The organism is Microbispora hainanensis (genome assembly GCF_006874475.1).
GTDB lineage: Bacteria > Actinomycetota > Actinomycetes > Streptosporangiales > Streptosporangiaceae > Microbispora > Microbispora hainanensis.
Map to the genome: position 1 here is coordinate 12174 of NZ_VIRM01000066.1, position 14563 is coordinate 26736.

General features: G+C 70.3%; 13 protein-coding genes, 1 tRNA gene and 2 pseudogenes. 7 read left to right on the plus strand and 9 right to left on the minus strand.

The features are described 5' to 3' along the window. Window positions 1-138: 138 nt before the first annotated feature. Entirely contained in the window at window positions 139-960 is an 822-nt protein-coding gene (gene rsmI / locus FLX08_RS35425; RefSeq protein ID WP_142624629.1) for a 16S rRNA (cytidine(1402)-2'-O)-methyltransferase, read from the minus strand. A 105-nt stretch (window positions 961-1065) separates the two neighbouring features. Between rsmI and FLX08_RS35430 the strand changes: the two genes are divergently transcribed. Both FLX08_RS35430 and FLX08_RS35435 read left to right on the plus strand, forming a co-directional pair. Beyond that, window positions 1066-2673 (plus strand): dolichyl-phosphate-mannose--protein mannosyltransferase, encoded by a 1608-nt coding sequence (locus FLX08_RS35430; RefSeq protein WP_425280665.1) that lies wholly within the window; start codon window positions 1066-1068, stop codon window positions 2671-2673. Window positions 2674-2789: 116 nt separating this feature from the next. Continuing rightward, window positions 2790-4229, plus strand: coding sequence for a hypothetical protein (locus FLX08_RS35435; protein WP_142624630.1), 1440 nt, complete (start codon window positions 2790-2792; stop codon window positions 4227-4229). A 277-nt stretch (window positions 4230-4506) separates the two neighbouring features. On the opposite strand, the gene FLX08_RS35440 is transcribed toward FLX08_RS35435, so the two are convergent. Then, the gene (locus FLX08_RS35440) at window positions 4507-5226 is read right to left on the minus strand and encodes a cellulose binding domain-containing protein (RefSeq protein ID WP_142624631.1); all 720 of its coding nucleotides are present in this window, start codon (window positions 5224-5226) and stop codon (window positions 4507-4509) included. Between the two features lie 247 nt (window positions 5227-5473). Next, on the minus strand, window positions 5474-5884 hold the full coding sequence (locus FLX08_RS35445) for a VOC family protein (RefSeq protein ID WP_142624632.1): 411 nt from the start codon (window positions 5882-5884) through the stop codon (window positions 5474-5476). Between the two features lie 87 nt (window positions 5885-5971). On the opposite strand from FLX08_RS35445, the gene FLX08_RS35450 reads away from it, so the two are divergent. Then, complete coding sequence (locus FLX08_RS35450; RefSeq protein ID WP_142624633.1) at window positions 5972-6925, plus strand: helix-turn-helix transcriptional regulator; 954 nt, start codon at window positions 5972-5974, stop codon at window positions 6923-6925. 25 nt (window positions 6926-6950) lie between these two features. Beyond that, window positions 6951-7871, plus strand: a complete 921-nt coding sequence (locus tag FLX08_RS35455; RefSeq protein WP_142624634.1) for an amidohydrolase family protein — start codon at window positions 6951-6953, stop codon at window positions 7869-7871. Here FLX08_RS35455 and FLX08_RS35460 read toward each other — a convergent pair. From FLX08_RS35460 to FLX08_RS35470, 3 genes are read right to left on the minus strand one after another with little or no spacing between them, the layout of a single operon-like run. Further along, window positions 7847-8221: a VOC family protein gene (locus tag FLX08_RS35460; protein WP_142624635.1), complete on the minus strand. Its 375-nt coding sequence runs from the start codon at window positions 8219-8221 to the stop codon at window positions 7847-7849. The genes FLX08_RS35455 and FLX08_RS35460 overlap by 25 nt on opposite strands. Then, window positions 8218-8862, minus strand: a complete 645-nt coding sequence (locus FLX08_RS35465; protein ID WP_142624636.1) for a TetR/AcrR family transcriptional regulator — start codon at window positions 8860-8862, stop codon at window positions 8218-8220. The genes FLX08_RS35460 and FLX08_RS35465 overlap by 4 nt, the downstream gene beginning before the upstream one ends. Before the next feature lie 46 nt (window positions 8863-8908). Next, complete coding sequence (locus FLX08_RS35470; protein ID WP_142624637.1) at window positions 8909-10354, minus strand: sensor histidine kinase; 1446 nt, start codon at window positions 10352-10354, stop codon at window positions 8909-8911. Between the two features lie 287 nt (window positions 10355-10641). Here FLX08_RS35470 and FLX08_RS35475 point away from each other — a divergent pair, with 287 nt between their 5' ends. Next, entirely contained in the window at window positions 10642-11502 is an 861-nt protein-coding gene (locus tag FLX08_RS35475) for a patatin-like phospholipase family protein (protein ID WP_142624638.1), read from the plus strand. 91 nt (window positions 11503-11593) lie between these two features. Continuing rightward, the gene (locus FLX08_RS35480) at window positions 11594-12058 is read left to right on the plus strand and encodes a YxiG-like protein (RefSeq protein WP_142624639.1); all 465 of its coding nucleotides are present in this window, start codon (window positions 11594-11596) and stop codon (window positions 12056-12058) included. 116 nt (window positions 12059-12174) lie between these two features. On the opposite strand, the gene FLX08_RS35485 is transcribed toward FLX08_RS35480, so the two are convergent. Both FLX08_RS35485 and FLX08_RS43545 read right to left on the minus strand, forming a co-directional pair. Beyond that, entirely contained in the window at window positions 12175-13416 is a 1242-nt protein-coding gene (locus FLX08_RS35485) for a hypothetical protein (protein ID WP_142624640.1), read from the minus strand. Window positions 13417-13548: 132 nt separating this feature from the next. After that, a pseudogene (locus FLX08_RS43545) lies at window positions 13549-14010 on the minus strand (transposase); the annotation flags it as partial. 85 nt (window positions 14011-14095) lie between these two features. Here FLX08_RS43545 and FLX08_RS35495 point away from each other — a divergent pair. Continuing rightward, window positions 14096-14380: pseudogene (locus tag FLX08_RS35495) on the plus strand (tyrosine-type recombinase/integrase); the annotation flags it as partial. A gap of 65 nt (window positions 14381-14445) precedes the next feature. On the opposite strand, the gene FLX08_RS35500 reads toward FLX08_RS35495, so the two are convergent. Beyond that, window positions 14446-14522: transfer RNA gene (locus tag FLX08_RS35500), tRNA-Ala, on the minus strand. Window positions 14523-14563 lie beyond the last annotated feature (41 nt).

A 14563-nucleotide genomic window follows, 5' to 3' on the forward strand; every position in this document is an offset into this window, starting at 1 on the left:
GGTCGGGCGCCGGCCGTCTTCGCGCACGCCGGCTGTCTTCGCGCACGTCGGTTGTCTTCGCGGACGTCGGGTGCTCTCGCGGACGTCGGGTGCTCTCGCGGGCGTCAGGTGTTCTCGGGGTATCGGGTGGTTCGCGAGTCAGCCGCTGTGGACGGCGTTGTAGAGGTCGCGCTTGGGGACGCCGGCCGACTTGGCCACCTCGGCGATGGCCTGCTTGCGCGGCACGCCCGCGCCCTCGCGCCTGGCCACCTCCTCGACCAGTTCCTCGATGTCCGGCGCGGCCTCGTCGGCGGTCCGCCCCGCCACCACCAGGGTGATCTCGCCCCTGACCTCGCCCGCGGCCCATTCGGCCAGCTCGCCGAGGCCGCCGCGGCGCACCTCCTCGTAGGTCTTGGTGAGCTCCCGGCAGACGGCGGCGGGCCGCTGCGCGCCGAAGGCCTCCGCCATCGCCTCCAGAGTCGCGTGCAGGCGGTGCGGCGCCTCGAAGAACACCATCGTGCGCTCCTCGGCCGCCAGCGCCGCCAGCCGCCTGGCCCGCTCCCCCGGTTTGCGCGGCGGGAACCCCTCGAAGCAGAACCGGTCGCTCGGCAGGCCGGAGACGGCGAGGGCGGTCGTCACCGCCGACGGGCCGGGCAGCGCCGTCACGGGCAGGCCGGCCTCGACCGCGAGGCGGGTGAGCCGATAGCCGGGGTCGGAGACGCCCGGCATCCCCGCGTCGGTGATCACGACGACGGTCCGGCCCTCGCGCAGCGCCTCCAGCAACTCGGCGGCCCGCGCGCTCTCGTTGGCGTCGTAGTAGGACACCACGCGGCCACCGATGGCGATCTCCAGGTCGGCCGCGAGCCGCCGCAGCCGGCGGGTGTCCTCCGCGGCGATCACGTCGGCCGCGGCGAGCACCTCGCGCAGCCGTGGAGACGCGTCTTTGGGCTGGCCGATCGGGGCTGCGGCGAGAACGAGCACGGCGTCCACCCTATGGGGCGTGAAACATTCATCGACGAGCGGCCAGATACGCCAATCCACGCGCGAGCCGTGTCCTCAACCGGGACTCACCAGTAATCTGTCGGCGTGGCCGTGACCGACTATTCCCACAAGGCGTTCGAGCAGCCGGAAGAGGGACCACAGGACGACGCTCCCTCGGTTTCCCTGCGCGACCGGCTCGTGCCGCCCATGCCCGGCAGCGCCATGTGGGGCTGGCTCGGCCCCATCCTGGTCGCCCTCTTCGGCGGATTCCTGCGGTTCTACCGCCTGGGCACGCCGCACGCCGTCGTCTTCGACGAGACCTACTACGCCAAGGACGCCTTCGCCACCATCAAATACGGTGTCGAACGGCAGTTCGTCGACGGCGCGGACAAGCTCCTGCTCGCCGGCAACGAGAACATCTTCAAGCAGTGCGGCTCGGTGAGCGAGTGCGCCTCCTACGTGGTGCACCCGCCGATCGGCAAGTGGCTGATCGGCTTCGGCGAGATGATCTTCGGAGCGAACCCGTTCGGCTGGCGCTTCACCGCCGCGCTGCTCGGCACGCTGTCCATCCTGATCCTCGCCCGCACGGCCCGCAGGATGACCCGCTCGACGCTGCTCGGCTGCGCGGCCGGCCTGCTGCTGTCCCTCGACGCCCTCCACTTCGTGCTGTCGCGTACGGCGCTGCTGGACATCTTCCTGATGTTCTGGGTGCTCGCCGGGTTCGCCTGCCTCGTGGCCGACCGGGACTGGTCCCGCAGCCGGCTCGCCGAGTGGCACGAGGCGGGGTCGCCCGCGGACGGGCCGCGGCTGGGCCTGCGGCCCTGGCGCCTGGCCGCCGGGCTGTGCCTCGGCCTGGCCATGGCCACCAAGTGGACCGGCGGCTTCTACATCGCCGCCTTCGCGATCATGACGCTGCTGTGGGACGCGGGCGCGCGGCGGGCCGTCGGCACGCCCCGGCCGTACGGCACGGTCATCCGCCGCGACCTGCCGCTCGCCACGGCGTGGATGGCGGCCGTCCCGGTCCTCACCTACATCGTCTCGTTCACCGGGTGGTTCGTCACCGACAAGGGCTACGGCCGCAACTGGGACCAGGCCACTTCCAGCGGCCCGGCCTACTTCGTCATCGACTCGCTCCGCTCCTGGTTCGACTACCAGAAGCAGGTGCTCACCTTCCACACCGGCCTGGAGTCGAGCCATCCGTACCAGTCCGAGCCGTGGCAGTGGCCGCTGCTGCTGCGCCCGGTGGCGTTCTTCTACGAGTCGCCGAAGAACTGCGGCGCCGACTCCTGCTCCTGGGCGGTCCTCGGCACCGGGACGCCGGTCATCTGGTACGCCGGTCTGATCGCGCTGATCGGCATGATCGCCTGGTATGTCGCCACCCGCGACTGGCGGGCGGGCGCGGTGCTGCTCGGCTACGCCGCCGGATGGCTGCCGTGGTTCTACTTCGCCATCGCGGACAACCGGACGATGTTCATGTTCTACGCGATGCCGATGGTGCCGTTCATGATCCTGGCGCTCGTGCTGGCCTGCGGGCTGATCATCGGCAAGGAGGACCCGGCCCGGCCCAACCGGCGCGTCGTCGGCACGGCCGTGGTCGGGGCGTTCGTGCTCCTGGCCCTGGTCAACTTCGGCTGGCTCTATCCCGTGATCGGCGCCGAGTCCATCCCGTACGACTCCTGGCACGCGAGGATGCTGTTCGACTCGTGGATCTGACACCCCCGTATCGTTGGGCGCGTACTGTGCGCCCTAGGGTGCACCCAGAGGGGGGGTGGTCGCGAGTGATGCCCGGTCGTCGTCAACGATGGGGTCGATACGGCAGACTTCGGGTCATGCCCGCACCTGACGTCGCCGCGCTCCTCGCCCTGCTGGAGCGCTCCGAGCCGGACGTCGCCGAGCCCGCCCGCGTCGCGGTCGAGTGGCTCGCCGGCGGCGAGGCGCTGGAGACCATCAGCCAGTTCGACGTGTGCGAGTTCCTCTGGTACACGCTGCCGATCAAGGTGCCGGGCGACCAGGCGACCATCGCCAGGGCTCTCGGCCGGTTGCTCAGGCTCGCGGGCATGGAGCGTTACGCCGCCCTGTGCGACTCCCCGGCCACCGTACGCATCCTGCTGACCTACGCCAGAGAGGGCGAGGAGGCCGGGGCCGCGGCCTACCACCGTGAGCTGGAGGCCACCGGGGTGCTGCCCCCGGACATCGCCGAGCTGTCGTGGAGCTCGATCATGGGGCCGGAGGAGCTCGGGGCGCACGTCGCGTGCGCCGCCGCCCTGGAGCTGGCCATCGTCACCGGCGACCCGGTGGACCGCGAGGAGCTGACCCGCCGGTGGCTCACCGCGCCCCGCCCGGAGCTGGGCGGCGACTGCTGGCTGCACCGGGTCCACGGCGAGCGGCTGAACCGCTGGGTGCTCGGGCGCGGCACCGCCCGCCGCGAGCTCGCCCAGCCCTTCGAGGTGCGGCTGCACGCCCCCATCGCGCCTCCGGACGAGCCCCACCTGGAGCCGTTGCGCTGGCTGCTCGGCCTGGCCCGCACCGGGGTCCGCCTGACCGAGCGGCTCAACGTCGGGCGTGCCGTGGCCGTCGAGGCGGCCGAACGGTTCGGCTGGGGCAACCCCACCAGGTCGGGTGCCGTACGCGGCGAGGCCGACGTGCCCGCGCTCACCGAGCTGCGGCAGATCGCCGTACACGATCTCGGGGCGCTGCGGCGCAGCGGCCGGCGGCTCGTGCTCACGACCACGGGCAGGAACCTGCTGGACGACCGCGCCGCCATGTGGGATGCGGCGGCGCCCACGCTACTCGTCCCCGCGCCAGGGGAGCACGACTTCGAGGTCTCCATCCGCGAGTCGGCGCTGATGATCCTCGTGGACGGCGACGTGGTGCGGGACGGCGACCTGCGCGACCGGATCACCGAGGTGGTCAACGGCGAGGGCTGGCGCGCCACGGACGGCGGCCGGGTCGGCGGCGCCGACCTCACCGGCCCGCTCTCCCGGCTCCGCCACCGCCTCGACGCCCTGGGCCTGGACACAGACACATTGGGCCCCGGTGCTCAGGGCCCCCAGGATTTGGGGCCGCGGGTCACGGCTCAGGAAGGCCCGGCGGCGGCTTCAGGGCCGCTGGCGACGGGTTCGACGCCCGAGGGCGCGGGCCGCGAGCCCGGGACGCGGGTGGCGGGCGACGATCCGCCGTGGCGGCTCACGCACGCCGGACGGCGTGCCGCGCTGGCCGCGCTGCGCGCCCAGGCCCTGCGCCCCCGCCAATACGCCGGCCTCGGCTGAACGCACGCCTCACCTGAACACCCGCCTCACCTGAACACCCGCCTCACCTGAACACCTGCCTCACCTGAACACCTGTCTCACGTGAACGCAGTACACCCGCCTCGGCCGACCCGGCCTTCCGCCGCGCACGCCACCCCGCGCTGGGCCCCCGCCGATAGGCCGGCCTCGGCTGAACGCGCTTCACCGGCCTCGGCCGACCCGGCCGTCCGAAGCGGTGCCGCGTACGCCGCTCATGGCAGGCGCCGGGCGGGGACGGCGGCAGGCCCTCGGAGCGGCGTCAGGCGCAGACGGAGCCGTTGAGCCTGAACTGCGCCGGGTTCGGGGTGACTCCCGTGTGGGTGCCGTTGAAGCCGATGGTGATCGAGGCACCGGCGGCGAGGTTCTTACCCCAGGCCGGGGCCTCCGCCGTCACCTGTGCGCCCGTCTGCGACCAGGTGGCCACCCAGCCCGAGGTCACCCGCTGGCCGGTGTCCGGGAAGGTGAACGCGAGCCGCCAGTCCCTGACGGGCTGGGCGCCCGTGTTGGTGATCGAGATGTTCACGGTCATCCCGCTGGACCAGGAGTACGCCTGGTAGGTCACCCGGCAGGCGCCCTGGGCCGGGACCGACGGCGAGGTCGTGACGATGACGTCGTTGTGGACCCGCACCGTCACGCTCTCGGACGCGGGCCCGGCCGCACCCTTCGTGTCCACGGCCACGACGTGCAGCTCGTGGTCCTCGTAGGGGACGCCGTAGGGCGGCCACGGCAGGGCGAAGGTGCCCTCGGTGACCGCGGGCTGGAAGGTCGCCACGTTGGTCGTGCCTTCCCTGACGTAGTAGCAGGCGATGCCGTCCTCGTCGGTGGCGGGCGCCCAGCGCAGGGTGACCGAGGTCAGGAACACGTGGACGACCTCGGGCGTCCCCGGGGCGCTCGGCGGCGTGTTCTGCGGCGCCGCCGAGGAGGCCGGGCCGGTGTTGCAGGGCATCGCCGACGCGGCCGCCCGCAGCGGCGTCGTCACCGTCGCGGCTCCCGCCCCCGGTCTCTATCGCGACCGGCGCGAAGAGCGCGGCGGCCGCCAGGAGCACCGCCGTGAGCCAGGCGCTGATCTCCCTCTTCGATCTCATCGTCGGCGTCCCTCGTGTCGGTCGACGGTCCCGGTGACGGCGATCGTCCACAGCGCAGGGGGGCCGGTCAACGTACGCCGGACTGGCAGGCCGTACGCGCCTGGTGGGCCGGGCACGGCGCTGCAACTTTCATCCGCGGTTTCATCCGCGGCCTTCGAGGATCTCCAGGTAGTGGGCGTTGTGCATGATCCCGAGGATGTTGCCGAACGGGTCGGCGACCGAGGCCGTGACGAATCCGGGGCCGCGCTCCGTCGGCGCCTCGTGCTGTTTCGCGCCCATCGACAGCAACCTGTGCAGCGCCGCCGTGAGGTCGTCCACGTGCCAGTAGACGACGGCCCCGGCCGGCTCGGCCGCCGGGTGCGGCGCGTAGCGCCGATCGATGAAGCCGAGCTCGTGCCCATAGTCACCCAAGCGGAACTCGGCGTAGGCGAGCCGCCCGTCCGGAGCCCTGCGTTCGAAGTACGCCTCCACGCCGAGCACCTCGGCGTACCACTTCTTCGCCTCCTCGACGTCGTCGGCCCAGAAGCTCACGGTCGTCAGTCCGCGCAACATCGGTTGCTCCCTTCCTCGGATCCTCGATGCGAACGCTAGACGGGCTTGAGGAACGTACGGTTCCGCAATGCGCGGGAGACTGTGGCCATGCTGGAAACCTCCGTACGGCTGCTGCGGTTGCTGGCGCTGCTCCAGGCCCGGCCCGGGTGGTCCGGCGCCGAGCTCGCCGACCGGCTCGGCGTGACCACGAGGACCGTGCGCAACGACGTCGAACGGCTGCGCCACCTGGGATACGAGATCCCCTCCACCACCGGCACGGCCGGCGGATATCGGCTGGGCGCGGGGTCCTCCCTGCCTCCGCTGCTGCTGGACGACGAGGAGGTCGTCGCGGTCGTCGTCAGCCTGCAGGCCGCCGCGGGCAGCACCGTGACCGGCATCGAGGAGACCTCGCTGCGCGCGCTCACCAAGCTCCAGCGCATGCTGCCGTCCCGGCTGCGCCACCGGATCGAGGCCGTGCGCGCCGCGACGGTCGCGGTGCCGGGTCACGGTCCCACGGTGGACCCCGAGACGCTGATCGCGATCGCCGCGGCCGTCCGCGACCACGAGACCCTGCGGTTCGACTACCTCGACCACCGAGGCGGCGAGGGACGCCGCACGACCGAGCCGCACCGGCTCGTCTTCACCGGCCGGCGCTGGTATCTGCTGGCCTGGGACGCCGACCGCCGCGACTGGCGGACCTTCCGCGCCGACCGGATGCGGCTCCGCGTCCCGAACGGCCCCCGCTTCACCCCGCGCGAACCGCCCGAGGGCGACGCCGCCGCCCACGTCGTACGCGGAGCGGGTTCGGCCGCCTGGAGGCACCGGGCGGTCGTACGGCTGCACGTGCCCGCCAAGGTCGTGGGCGCGCGGCTCACCGCCGCGGCCGGACTGCTGCGCGCCGACGGCGCGGACGCCTGCGTGCTGGAGACCGGCGGCGACTCGCTCCACAACCTGACGGCCTTCCTCACCGCGCTCGACGTGCCCTTCACCGTGCTCGACCCGCCCGAGCTGCGCGATCACCTGCGTGCGCTGGCCGGGCGCTACCTCGCCGCGTCGAGCTGATGGCGAGCGGATAACGTGTGAGGCCATGCCGGACGAGATATCTGCCGCAGACGACGACATCCGACGCGTGACCGCGTTCTGGCGGGAACTGGGCCTGCCCGGCCTGATCGACATCCACACCCACTTCATGCCGGAACGCGTCCTGGCCAAGGTGTGGGCCTACTTCGACTCCGCCGGGCCGCTGGTCGGCCGGCCCTGGCCCATCACCTATCGGCTGGCCGAGGACGACCGCGTCGAACGGCTCAGGGCGTTCGGCGTGCGCGCGTTCACCTCCATGCTCTATCCGCACAAGCCGGGCATGGCGGAGTGGCTGAACGACTGGGCCGCCGATTTCGCCGCCCGGGTGCCCGGCTGCCTGCACACGGCGACGTTCTTCCCCGAGCCCGGCGCCGGGCGCTACGTCGCGCGGACGATCGAGCGGGGCGCCCGGGTGTTCAAGGCGCACCTCCAGGTCGGCGCGTACGACCCGAACGACCCGCTGCTCGACGACGTCTGGGGGCTGCTGGAGGACCACGGCATCCCGGTGGTGACGCACTGCGGGTCGGGCCCGGCTCCCGGACCGCACACCGGGCCGGAACCCATCGCGGCGCTGCTCTCCCGGCATCCCCGGCTGCCGCTCGTGATCGCCCACATGGGCACGCCCGAGTATGCCGAGTTCCTCGCCCTGGCCCTGCGGCATCCGGCGGTCTTGCTGGACACGACGATGGCCTTCACCGGCTTCACCGAGGAGACCGCGCCCTTCCCCCGGACGGCCGTCCCGCTGCTGCTGGAGCTGCAGGACCGCGTCCTGCTCGGCACCGACTTCCCCAACATCCCCTATCCGTACGGGGACGCGCTGACGGCCCTGGCCGGCCTGGACCTGGGGGACGAGTGGCTGCGCGCCGTCTGCCACGACAACGCCGCCAAGATCTTCGGCCTCGGTCAGGCCGGGGACATGACCTCGTAGAGGTTGCGCGCCGCGTCGACGAAGAACAGCCCGCGCGGGCACAGCGGGTGATCGATGCGGCCGTTGCCGGGGTCGACCGGATCGTTGCCGTACGGCACCCCGGCCTCCCGCAGTCGGGCCAGGATCCCGTCGAACGTGTCGGGATCCACGTCGAAGGCCAGATGCACGCCGACGGGCTCCGCCACGGTCATGAAGTCCAGGGTCAGCGTGTCGTTCACCCGTACGGGGGCGAAGTGGCCGTTCCGCCCGGCGGGCGGCAGCTCGGTCAGGCCCATGATCGAGGCGAAGAACCGGGCCGCCTCGCGGTTGTCGACGGCGGGGACGATCGTGTGGTTCAGCGTGATGGTCATGCCGTGCTCCCGGGGGTCTTGAGCGTGCCGTGCAGCAGGATGTCCACGAGCTCCTCGGGGGACGCCTCCACGCCTCCGGAGGTGGCCTGGGGACGGACGAAGAGCATTCCCATGAAGACGGAGGCGATCTTTTCGGGCTCCAGGCGCAGCGCCGCCCGATCGGGTTCGATCAGCTCGACCATCGCCTCGTGGATCGCCCTCATCGAGGCCTCCCTGCCTCGCGAGGCACCGCCGCCTCCGGGCCTGTCTTCCGGGGCCTGCCTGCCACCACGTTCGGGGCGGTGGCCGGTGCCGTGCAGGGCGCCGATCACGGCCCCCATGCGTTCCAGGTGGGCGCGCAGCGCCTCGACCGCCTGCGCCAGCCGGTCGGCGAGCGGGTCGTCCAGGGAGATCGAGGCCAGTTCACGCAGCACGTGACCCGGGTCCGTCGCCTCGGTCACGCACGCGTCGAGCAACTCGTCCTTGTCGGCGAAGACCCGGAAGACCGTGCCCTCGCCGATTCCGGCGGCCCGGGCGATCTGGCTGGTGGTGACGGCGGCGCCGCGCTCGGCGACCAGTGGGAGCGCGGCCGCGACGATCATCGCCCTGCGCTGCTCGGTGCTCATGGCCGGCGCACGCCGGCGGGTAGTGGTGTCCGTCATGCCCTTCAACGTACGGAGTGAGTGCTCACTCCGTCAAATGAATTGTTCAGCACGGCCCGCGAGAGTCGTTCTCACTGGGGACGCCGCCGTCGGCCGGAGCCGCCGTCGCCGGGTCGCACACCGCCGGGAGGCGCATGACGAAGCGAGCGCCGACAGAGCTGTCCTCGATTCTCAGGCTGCCCCCGTGGGCCTCCGCGATCTGCCGGGCGATCGACAGCCCCAGCCCCGCGCCCCCGGCGTTCCTGCTGCGCGCCGCGTCCAGCCTGGTGAACCGGTCGAACACCATCTCGCGTTTGTCCCGGTCGATGCCCGGCCCGTCGTCACCGACCTCCAGCACCGCGGTGCCGCGCCCCTCGCCGGGCTCGTGCCGTACGGACACGCTGACCGTCGACCTGGCATGCCGTTCGGCGTTGTCGAAGAGGCTGGTCAGCAATCGGGCGAGACGCACCCTGTCGCCGGCCACGATGACGCCGGGTTTGAGGGCGCATTCGTATCGCTTGGTCTTCTGGGCGCGGCCCCGCAGCTCCGCGGCCACGAGCACGGCCAGATCGATCGTGGCCTGTTCGCCGTAGACACCGTGGTCCAGCCGCTCGATGGTCAGCAGGTCGTGCACGATCGCCTCCAGCCGCTCGAGGCTGGGCAGGATGGCCTCGCCCAGTTGGGGCACGCTGGTCTCCTCCGGCGCGAGGAGGCCGTCCTCCACCTCGGCACGCATGGCCGCTATCGGGGTGCGCAGATCGTGGGAGGCGTTGGAGACGAACTGGCGCTGGTGTTGCAGCGCGCTCTGCACCTGCTGCAGCGCGCTGTCCAGCCGGCTCAGCGTACGGTTGACGCTCTCGGCCATCGCCCGGATCTCGTCCTGCGCGGACGGCATCGGCACCCGGCGGCTGGGGCAGGTCTCGTTGATCTCGTCCAGTTCCCCGCGGATGGCGTCGACCGGCCTGAGCGATGCCCGCACGTCCCGGTAGCCCAGATAGGTGATGGCCCCGGCCAGCGCCGCCGCGCTCAGTCCCACCAGCGCGGCCAGCCAGGGATCGACCCACGGCGGCACCTGCGGGGCCGCGCTGTAGACCAGCCATCTCTGGCCCGGGCGGTGCGCCCACTGCGCCACGACGACGTTGCATCCGGGGACCGCGAAGTCGTCGCCGCAAACGATACGGGTGGCGCTGTTCCTGGTGTCCGGCGGAATGAAGGTCGCCATCCTCGGCTTACCCCGCATGTTCGCGGTCGCGGCGACCACCCGGCCGGACGGGTCGACCACCTGGAGATCGCGGCTCTTGTACACGTCGAGCGGATAGGTCAACTCCCCCCGCTCGATCTGGACGGCCACGCGGCCGCCCGCCGCCGAGATCTCCCTCTCGACGTCGTCGCTGGCCCAATGATGGACGCCCGTCATTATGGACACGGCCAGCAGCGCGCACAGGAAAGTCGCCATCAGCCCGGTGAACAGGGTGATGCGAAACGTGATGGAGAAGCGGTCGTGCAGGCGCATCCTCCCCCCTTCTGGCCAGTGGACCATATGAGGTGGAAAGAACCGGAAAAGAGATGACTGTCCTTTACTGGTAGGCCGCCACGGCCCATCCACGTCTCCGGGGGAACACCAAGAATTCCCCGCCTCTCGTCCGCGTGTGCACCTGTGCGGGCCCCCGCGCCGCGACTCGCCCGGCCCGATGTGGTGCGTCATCCCGGAGGTGAACAGGCTCACAAAAACGAGTACAGTGTACTCAGTTTCCCTCATCTCAACCATGTCGCCGTGATTCGACAAGCAGGGAGAGGCCGATGGGCGGGAGAGCGCTGGTTCTCGGCGGCGGCGGGCCGACCGGGATCGCCTGGGAGGCAGGTGTCCTCGCCGGCTTGGCCGAGCAGGGCATCGACGTACGCGACGCCGACCTCGTCGTCGGCACCTCCGCCGGCGCCGTGGTGGGAGCCCAGATCGCCGCGGGCCTCCATCCCGAGCAGCTGATGGAGGCACAACTCGCGCCAGCAAATGGCGAGCGCCTCGTGAAACCGACGGCCATGGGGGTAATGCGACTGATTTGGTCGCTCAAGAGGTCAAAGAGCCCCCAGGAATTCGGCATACGAATGGGGCGTATTGCGCGAACTGCGGTTACGGCGCCCGAAGAGGAGCGCCTTGCGGAGATCGGGCGCCGGCTCGGAGAGGTCCGCGACTGGCCGAAAACGCGCTTTCTGGTCCCCGCCGTGGACGCCGACTCGGGGGAACCGGCCATCTTCGACGCCGAAAGCGGGGTCGACCTGGTGCACGCGGTCGCAGCCGGCACAGCCGCGCCGGGCATCCGGCCTCCGGCGTCGATCGGCGGGCGCACGTACATCGACGGTGGGATGCGATCCCCCGGCAACGTCGACCTGGCAGCGGGTCACGACCGCGTCATCGTGATCGCCCCGCTCACCCGCGGCGGTGGCCCCCTGACCGGCGTGGAGGAGCAGATCGCCCAACTGGGGGCGGGAACCCGCGCCGTTCTCATCACCGCAGGACCCGCTCGCTGGCGTGAGATCACGGGGAAGGGGCTGGGCGGCATGCTCGACCCGTCCCGTCGTGCACCCGCGGCCACGGCCGGCAAGGCCGAAGGCATCCGCGTGGCCGCCGAAGCCGCCAACGTGTGGAACGCCCCTCCGCATTAGGACATGTGCGACAGAGGCGCGGGTGGCGGCTTGCATCCGTAAGGCAACGTGTATCCACGCCCTGCCGTCATCAGCGGTACAACTGTGCCTCATGGATCCGCTGAAGCTGCAGGAGGCGCTGGACCAGCTCTTCGACCAAGCCCTGCTCCATCACGGATTCGTGAACTACGCACGCGACTACGAGCTCGTGATCCTCCCGATGGCCGGCCCCGGAACCGAGCTCATGCCACCGACGCTGCGTTACCAGTTCCGCTACTGCGTGCAGGCCAACTGCGTCACAACCGTGCCGTCCCACACCTGGCACGAGTCCCTCGATGACCGGCTCACCATCTACGAGACCGGAGTTACCCTCGACGGATACGTCTGGGGAGTCAACTCACAGACGCTCTACCCCGGGGCCGAGCTCGTCGCCGACTCGTCGACCGCCCGGGACTGGGCCGCAGCCGTCGGCATCGACTTCCATGAGGTGCGGATCCAGACCAACGTTCACGACCTCACCCTGGTCTTCTCCGACCTGCGGATCGAGAACATCCCGCCCGAACCACACGTATCGTGACCGGCGCGGCCGTTTATTCCGGGCTCCTCGGCTCCATCATGCCCACGGCTTGGGCGGTGAACGGCGAGATCTAACCCCTGACTCGCCTGATCCCGCAACAACAGGTTGCCGACGGATCACAGTTCCAGGAAGAAGTCCTCGAAGCTCTGCTTGGTGACGAGCAGCGCCGGCGGCGTGCGCTGCAACTCGCCCGTGTGCGTCGGGTTACTGCTTGGGCGGAACCGCGAGCGCAGCGTGACCTCGAACGCCGCCAGGCCTTGCGCGTCCGTGAGCGCGGACGCCGTCACGGCGTTGCCGACCACCGGGGTGAACGTGGTGATGGTTACCTTGGCGTCTTCTACAGGCGACCCGTCGGCGGCCTTGCGGACGCTCACCATGTAGGTCTGCGTTACCTCTTCCTCCGGCTGCGGCTCGATCCTCACCAACAACTGCGGCTTCGCCTCAGGCTCCGGCTCGGGTGCGGGATCAGGCGGGCTGGCCGGCGTGGCGGTTAGCTCACCCAGAACAGCGTCGACCACCAGCCCACTGGGCACAACGACGATGCGCCGGACGCTGATCGTGGCGGCGGGCGAAAACAGCGCCTGGCCGGACGGCGTCAGTGGGACGCTCATGCGCACCCCCGCCGCCAGGCTGCTGATCGCCGAGTTGATCCGTGTGGTCAGCGGGCCCGACAGCATGCCGGAGAAAACCGGCGCGAGCGCAGCGAGCGCGGCCGTCGACAGCGGTGTAATGAAGTCGGGCGAAAGTGACAGGTTGCTGGCCGTAACGTTGACGAATGTGGCCGGCGTCAGGGCATCGCCTGAGGGGGTGAGCGTTAGATCGACGGTCCCGCTGATGCCACTCCTGCGGGGCACGATCAGCGTGGTGTACCAGATTTCGCCGGAGAATTTCGCGCGGATGGCGCCGACGGTCGGCGATGAGCCTAACCCCAGCCTATTTATGGTCAGTTTGAACGGGATGAACATTCCTGAGGTCGCGGCACCGACTGCGGCCGCCACGTACCAGGGGAGGTTGATGGTGATCGGAAGGGTGACCGCCATCCTCATGGTTTCGAACGTGATCGGCACGCGGCCAGTGCCAACTTGGAGCAGGGCCGGGCCGGGCGGCCACGCAGCGATCGGGCCCGAGCGGAAGAAGTCTCCGGGCCCGGCTGGATCGGTGACATGAAGGAGGCTCAGCGCCCCCGGCGGGTCCGACGCTGATGGATACGACAACGTCGTCGGCGACGCAGGCGTCGAGGTGGCGACCAGCGTCGCGATGACCGGCTGCACCTCGGTCAGCACCCCAGTGAACGCCGGAAAGCCCGCGCCATAAAGATTGCCCAGATCAAAGATCAACAGTTCGATGGTGTACGCCACCACCCCTCCAATGGTCGCGGGCGGCATGGAAGATTTCTCGAACAGATTGCTCTGAACGTAACAGCAATGTAAGGCGCGTCGTCGGCTATTACCAGTGCCAATTCAGGGGGCCTGTTTTTTCGAGGGTTTGGGTTAGGTTCTCTTTGTTAGATCCGTGCGGAGCCGGATCACCAGGGCTGCCACGGTCACGGTGCCGCGATAAACGTATGCGCGCTTGTCGTAGCGGGTGGCCACCGCCCGGAAGTTCTTCAGCCGGTTGATCGCCCGCTCGACGACGTTGCGCTTCTTGTAGCGCTCTTTGTCGAACCCGGTCGGGAGTCCGTCGGCCGAGCCGCGCCCTCGGCGATTGTCCCGCTGGTCCCGAGGCTAGGGAATGCTGCGCAGGATCTTACGCCGCCGCAGGTACAAGCGGTTCGCGCGTGAACTGTAGGCCTTGTCCACGCTGACGCTATCCGGCCGGCGGCGAGGGCGGCCGGACCCGATTCGGGGCACCGAAATCTTCTCCAGCACCGCCTGGAACTGCGCGCTACGTATCGCCATGCTGCCCGGGGTGAGCACCAAGGACAGTGGCCGGAAACGACCATGGGCGGACATGCGCTGTGCGGACGCGGTGAAAGCTCACCGTGAGCGGCAGGCCGTTGCCTGAAAAGCCGCCGGCGCCCGGTGGCAGGATCATGACCTCGTCTTCGCCTCCGCGGTCGGGACGCCCCTCGACTCCCATAACGTCCGGCGCGCCTTCCGAAAGGTCATCAAGAAGGCGGGACTGAATGAGAAGGAGTGGACGCCCCGGGAGATGCGGCACAGCTTCGTCTCGCTGCTGTCGGCCAGTGGGGTGCCGATCGAGAACATCTCGCGCCTGGTGGGTCACAGCAGCACGAAGGTCACTGAGATGGTCTACCGCTTCCAGCTCCGGCCCGTGCTCCTGGAGGGGGCCGGGGCGATGGACGACCTCTTCAAGCCGTAGTCACTCAGTTAGTCACTCAGAAGATCAAAGAGGCCGGTCCCGCTGGGCGGAACCGGCCTCTGTCGTGGTGGAGCTATGGGGATTTGAACCCCAGACCCCTTCGATGCGAACGAAGTGCGCTACCGGACTGCGCTATAGCCCCAACGACCTCGACTAGATTAGCAAACTCTGCGGGGTGTTCGC

Bases quoted from the DNA above. Each gene is read 5' to 3' on its own strand.
- FLX08_RS35435 (WP_142624630.1), top strand. From the start codon at position 2,790: ATGCCCGCACCTGACGTCGCCGCGCTCCTCGCCCTGCTGGAGCGCTCC.
- FLX08_RS35445 (WP_142624632.1), bottom strand. From the start codon at position 5,884: ATGTTGCGCGGACTGACGACCGTGAGCTTCTGGGCCGACGACGTCGAG.
- FLX08_RS35450 (WP_142624633.1), top strand. From the start codon at position 5,972: ATGCTGGAAACCTCCGTACGGCTGCTGCGGTTGCTGGCGCTGCTCCAG.
- FLX08_RS35455 (WP_142624634.1), top strand. From the start codon at position 6,951: ATGCCGGACGAGATATCTGCCGCAGACGACGACATCCGACGCGTGACC.
- FLX08_RS35460 (WP_142624635.1), bottom strand. From the start codon at position 8,221: ATGACCATCACGCTGAACCACACGATCGTCCCCGCCGTCGACAACCGC.
- FLX08_RS35465 (WP_142624636.1), bottom strand. From the start codon at position 8,862: ATGACGGACACCACTACCCGCCGGCGTGCGCCGGCCATGAGCACCGAG.
- FLX08_RS35470 (WP_142624637.1), bottom strand. From the start codon at position 10,354: ATGCGCCTGCACGACCGCTTCTCCATCACGTTTCGCATCACCCTGTTC.
- FLX08_RS35475 (WP_142624638.1), top strand. From the start codon at position 10,642: ATGGGCGGGAGAGCGCTGGTTCTCGGCGGCGGCGGGCCGACCGGGATC.
- FLX08_RS35480 (WP_142624639.1), top strand. From the start codon at position 11,594: ATGGATCCGCTGAAGCTGCAGGAGGCGCTGGACCAGCTCTTCGACCAA.